Annotated in this window: 4 protein-coding genes; 3 read left to right on the forward strand and 1 reads right to left on the reverse strand. The window is 71.6% G+C overall.

Going from position 1 to position 5,010, the window contains the following annotated elements; all coding sequences use genetic code 11:
- Nucleotides 1-59: 59 nt before the first annotated feature.
- The gene (gene argF, locus GUY60_RS34260) at nt 60-1,058 is read left to right on the forward strand and encodes an ornithine carbamoyltransferase (RefSeq protein ID WP_161705054.1); all 999 of its coding nucleotides are present in this window, start codon (nt 60-62) and stop codon (nt 1,056-1,058) included.
- Between the two features lie 54 nt (nt 1,059-1,112).
- Here argF and GUY60_RS34265 read toward each other — a convergent pair whose 3' ends face one another.
- Nucleotides 1,113-1,538, reverse strand: a complete 426-nt coding sequence (locus GUY60_RS34265; RefSeq protein WP_246236010.1) for an ATP-binding protein — start codon at nt 1,536-1,538, stop codon at nt 1,113-1,115.
- 228 nt (nt 1,539-1,766) lie between these two features.
- On the opposite strand from GUY60_RS34265, the gene GUY60_RS34270 reads away from it, so the two are divergent.
- Together GUY60_RS34270 and GUY60_RS34275 are read left to right on the forward strand one after the other, a co-directional pair.
- A complete protein-coding gene (locus GUY60_RS34270) occupies nt 1,767-2,597 on the forward strand; it encodes an enoyl-CoA hydratase family protein (RefSeq protein WP_161705058.1) in 831 nt (276 codons plus the stop codon).
- A 2-nt stretch (nt 2,598-2,599) separates the two neighbouring features.
- Complete coding sequence (locus GUY60_RS34275; RefSeq protein ID WP_161705060.1) at nt 2,600-4,888, forward strand: bifunctional salicylyl-CoA 5-hydroxylase/oxidoreductase; 2,289 nt, start codon at nt 2,600-2,602, stop codon at nt 4,886-4,888.
- Nucleotides 4,889-5,010 lie beyond the last annotated feature (122 nt).

Here is a 5,010-nt window from a genome sequence, read left to right on the forward strand (position 1 = left end):
GTATAGACTTCCAGCGTCCTGTACTGCTCGTTCCCCCACCCGTCCCACCAGGAGCGCCCATGGCCCCCGTACTCACCGGCCGCCCCTTCCTCAAGGAGCTGGACTTCACCGCCGAGGAGTTCCGCGGCCTGATCGCGCTCGCGGCGGAGCTGAAGGCGGCCAAGAAGGCGGGGACCGAGGAGCGGCGCCTCCAGGGCAAGAACATCGCGCTGATCTTCGAGAAGACCTCCACCCGTACGCGCTGCGCCTTCGAGGTGGCGGCCGCGGACCAGGGCGCCTCGACGACGTATCTGGACCCCTCCGGCTCGCAGATCGGGCACAAGGAGTCGGTGAAGGACACCGCGCGGGTGCTCGGCCGGATGTTCGACGGCATCGAGTACCGCGGCGACAGCCAGGCGGCCGTCGAGCAGCTGGCCGCGTACTCCGGCGTGCCGGTGTGGAACGGCCTCACCGACGACTGGCACCCCACCCAGATGCTCGCCGACGTGCTCACGATGACCGAGCACAGCGACAAGCCGGTCGAGCGGATCGCCTTCGCCTACCTCGGTGACGCCCGCTTCAACATGGGCAACTCGTACCTGGTCACCGGCGCGCTGCTCGGCATGGACGTACGGATCGTCGCGCCGAAGGCGTACTGGCCCGCCGAGGAGATCGTGGCGCGGGCGCACGAGCTCGCCGAGGTCAGCGGCGCCCGGATCACGCTCACCGAGGACGTTGCGGACGGCGTGCGCGGTGCGGACTTCGTCGCCACCGACGTCTGGGTCTCGATGGGCGAGCCGAAGGCGGTCTGGGACGAGCGGATCGCCGCACTCGGCCCGTACGCGGTGACGATGGACGTGCTGCGCGCCACCGAGAACCCGGACGTGAAGTTCCTGCACTGCCTGCCGGCCTTCCACGACCTGGAGACCAAGGTGGGCCAGGAGATCCACGAGAGCCACGGCCTGACCGAACTCGAAGTGACCGACGAGGTCTTCGAGTCCGCGCACTCGGTGGTCTTCGACGAGGCGGAGAACCGCCTGCACACGATCAAGGCAGTCCTGGTCGCGACTCTCTCCTAGCCGCTCGGACCCGCACTGTGAGCCCCGCGCTCGCCTGGCCGTTGAGCCCCGCGGTCAGTGCCGCGGGGCCGACAGTGTGAACCAGACCGCCTTGCCCGACTCCGTCGCGCGGTGCCCGCAGGACTGGCTCAGGGTGCGGATGAGCAGCAGCCCGCGCCCGTGCTCCTGCCAGGGGTCCGGCTGGTCGTCGGGTCCGGTGCGGCCGAGGTCGCCGGGCGGCTTCGGGTCGGAGTCGTGCACCTCCACCTGGCAGCCGCTCGGCAGCAGTTCGACGACCAGCTCGATGGGGGCGTCGCCGTTGGTGTGCTCGACCGCGTTCGCGACCAGCTCGGCGGTGAGCAGCTCGGCGGTGTCGCAGTCCGCCGACTCCTCGATCTCCTGGAGCACGGTACGGATGAGAGCCCGCGCCATCGGTACGGCCGCGGGGGTGCGCGGAAGCGAGATACGCCACGAGGCGGGCGGTATGGGGGGCTCGTGCAAGGCGGTTCCGTTCGAGCTGCATGCAGGCTGTCGTCCTGCTTTCAACCATACGAATGGTATGTCTCCCGAAATAGAGGCTGTGTACGGGTCCCCTCCGGGACCTGAGCCCCGCGATGCCGGGACTTTCGCTCTGCGGGACAGGTACTGCTATCGCGTACCCATGACGACAGTCACATACAGGTGATAACTTCGGAGCAGGCTCCCGACGGCCGAAGGAGGCCGCAGACGATGAGTCCCTTCACCGGCTCCGCAGCTCGCACCCCCCAGTGGCGGCACATCCGGCTCGACGTCGACGACGACGGCGTCGCCACCGTCACCCTTGACCGCCCCGACAAGCTCAACGCCCTCACCTTCGGCGCCTACGCCGACCTGCGCGACCTGCTCGCCGAGCTGTCCCGGGAGAAGTCCGTACGCGCCCTGGTGCTCGCCGGTGAGGGCCGCGGCTTCTGCTCCGGCGGGGACGTGGACGAGATCATCGGCGCCACCCTCGCCATGGACACCGCCCAGCTCCTCGACTTCAACCGCATGACGGGCCAGGTCGTGCGCGCCCTCAGGGAGTGCCCGTTCCCGGTGATCGCCGCGCTGCACGGGGTGGCCGCGGGCGCCGGAGCCGTACTCGCGCTCGCCGCCGACTTCCGGATCGCCGACCCCTCCACCCGCTTCGCGTTCCTCTTCACCCGGGTCGGACTGTCCGGCGGCGACATGGGCGCCGCCTATCTGCTGCCCCGCGTCGTCGGCCTCGGCCACGCCACCCGGCTGCTCATGCTCGGTGACGCGGTGCGCGCGCCCGAGGCCGAACGCATCGGCCTGCTCAGCGAGTTGACCGACGAGGGCCGCGCCGACGAGCGGGCCCAGGAGCTCGCCCACCACCTCGCCGCGGGCCCCGCGCTCGCCTACGCCCAGACGAAGGCGCTGCTCACCGCCGAACTCGACATGCCGCTCGCCGCCGCCGTGGAGATGGACGCCGCCACCCAGGCACACCTGATGAACGGCGCGGACTACGCCGAGTTCCACGCCGCGTTCACCGCGAAGCGCCCGCCCAAGTGGCAGGGGCGCTGACCATGGCCGCGCTGCGCGTCGCCGTCATCGGCGGCGGACCCGGCGGCCTGTACGCGGCCGCGCTGCTCAAGCGACTCGACCCGGAACGCGAGATCACCCTCTGGGAGCGCAACGCCCCCGACGACACCTTCGGCTTCGGGGTCGTCCTCTCCGACGAGACCCTCGGCGGCATCGAGCACGCCGACCCGGTCGTGTACGCCGCGCTCCAGGCCGAGTTCGTCCGCTGGGACGACATCGACATCGTGTACCGCGGCCGGCGCCACACCTCCGGCGGCCACGGCTTCGCCGCGCTCGGCCGCCGCACCCTGCTGCGGGTGCTGCACGAGCGCTGCCGGGACCTCGGCGTCGAGCTGCGCTTCCGTACCGAGGCACCCCCGGCCCAGGAACTCGCCGCGTCGTACGACCTGGTGGTCGCCGCCGACGGGGTGCGCAGCGCGACCCGCACCGCGCACGCCGATGTCTTCGGGCCCCGCATCGAGGAACACCGCTGCCGGTACATCTGGCTCGCCGCCGACTTCGCCCTCGACGCGTTCCGCTTCGAGATCGCCGAGACCGAGCACGGCGTGATGCAACTGCACGGCTACCCGTACGAGTCCGGCGGCCGGGGCGGTTCCTCCACCGTCATCGTCGAGATGCGCGAGGAGGTGTGGCGGGCCGCGGGCTTCGACACGCTCGACCCGGCCGAGTCCGTCGAACGCTGCGCCAAGGTCTTCGCGGACGCGCTCGGCGGGCGCCCGCTGCGCTCCAACAACTCCACCTGGACGACCTTCCGCACCGTCGTCAACGACCGCTGGTCGCACGGCAGTTGCGTACTCATCGGGGACGCCGCGCACACCGCGCACTTCTCCATCGGCTCCGGCACCAAACTCGCCGTCGAGGACGCCCTCGCCCTCGCCGCCTGCGTCGAGGAACAGCCCACACTGCCCGAGGCCCTCGCCGCGTACGAGGCGGAGCGGCGCCCCGTCGTCACCTCCACGCAGCGCGCCGCGCACGCCAGCCTGCGGTGGTTCGAGGAGCTCGACCGGTACGTCGACCAGCCGCCCCGGCAGTTCGCCTTCAACCTGCTGACCCGCAGCCGCCGGGTCACGCACGACAACCTGCGGCTCCGGGACGCGGAGTTCACGCGGAAGGCCGAGGAGGAGTTCGGCTGCCCGCCCGGTACGCCACCGATGTTCACGCCGTTCCGGCTACGGGAGTTGGAGCTGCGCAACCGGGTCGTGGTCTCGCCGATGGACATGTACTCGGCCGAGGACGGCATGCCGGGCGACTTCCACCTCGTGCACCTCGGTGCCCGTGCCCTGGGCGGCGCCGGACTCGTCATGACCGAGATGGTGTGCGTCAGCCCCGAGGGCCGCATCACGCCGGGCTGCGCGGGCCTGTGGACGCCGGAGCAGGGGTCGGCCTGGCGCCGCATCGTCGACTTCGTGCACGACCGGGCTCCGGGCACCGCCTTCGGCCTGCAGCTCGGGCACAGCGGCCGCAAGGGTTCCACCAAGCTGATGTGGGAGGGCATCGACGACCCGCTCGACGAGGGCAACTGGCCCCTTGTCGCCCCGTCCCCGCTCCCGTACAGGCCGGGTGTCAGCCAGGTGCCGAAGGAGCTGTCGGCGGCCGAACTCACCGCGATCCGGCGCCAGTTCACGGACGCTGCGCGCCGTGGCGACGCGGCCGGTTTCGACCTGCTCGAACTGCACTGCGCGCACGGCTACTTGCTCTCCTCCTTCCTGTCCCCGCTCACCAACCGGCGCACCGACGGCTACGGCGGCTCCCTGGAGAACCGGCTGCGCTTCCCTCTCGAAGTCTTCGACGCGGTACGGGAGGTCTGGCCGGAGGGGCGCCCCATGACGGTCCGTCTCTCCGCCACCGACTGGGCCGAGGGCGGCACCACCGCCGAGGACGCCGTGCGGATCGCCCGCGCCTTCGCCGCGCACGGGGCCGACGCGGTCGACGTCTCCACCGGCCAGGTCGTCGCCGACGAGCGGCCCGCGTACGGCCGCTCCTACCAGACCCCGTACGCGGAACGCATCCGGAGCGAGGCCGGCGTCCCGGTGATCGCGGTCGGTGCGATCTCGTCCTGGGACGACGTCAACTCCCTGATCCTGGCGGGCCGTACGGACCTGTGCGCGCTTGCGCGTCCGCACCTGTACGACCCGCACTGGACGTTGCACGCGGCGGCGGAGCAGGGGTACGTGGGGCCGGGCGTGGAGTGGCCGGCCCCGTACCGAGCCGGCAGCCGCCGCCCGCAGACGGGCCGGACGGACGCCCCGAAGCCCCGCCTGCACCTCAACTGAACCCGGGGCTCCGCCCCGGACCCCGTTTTTGGATCCCCGCCCCTTCCCGAAAGCCTGCGGCGCTGTCTTTCATCTGCCGCGCCGCCGTGGCCGCTCGCGCAGTTCCCCGCGCCCCTCAAAAC

Origin of the sequence: Streptomyces boluensis, from assembly GCF_009908195.1 — a bacterium.
Lineage (GTDB): Bacteria > Actinomycetota > Actinomycetes > Streptomycetales > Streptomycetaceae > Streptomyces > Streptomyces boluensis.

Bases quoted from the DNA above. Each gene is read 5' to 3' on its own strand.
- argF (WP_161705054.1), top strand. From the start codon at position 60: ATGGCCCCCGTACTCACCGGCCGCCCCTTCCTCAAGGAGCTGGACTTC.
- GUY60_RS34270 (WP_161705058.1), top strand. From the start codon at position 1,767: ATGAGTCCCTTCACCGGCTCCGCAGCTCGCACCCCCCAGTGGCGGCAC.
- GUY60_RS34275 (WP_161705060.1), top strand. From the start codon at position 2,600: ATGGCCGCGCTGCGCGTCGCCGTCATCGGCGGCGGACCCGGCGGCCTG.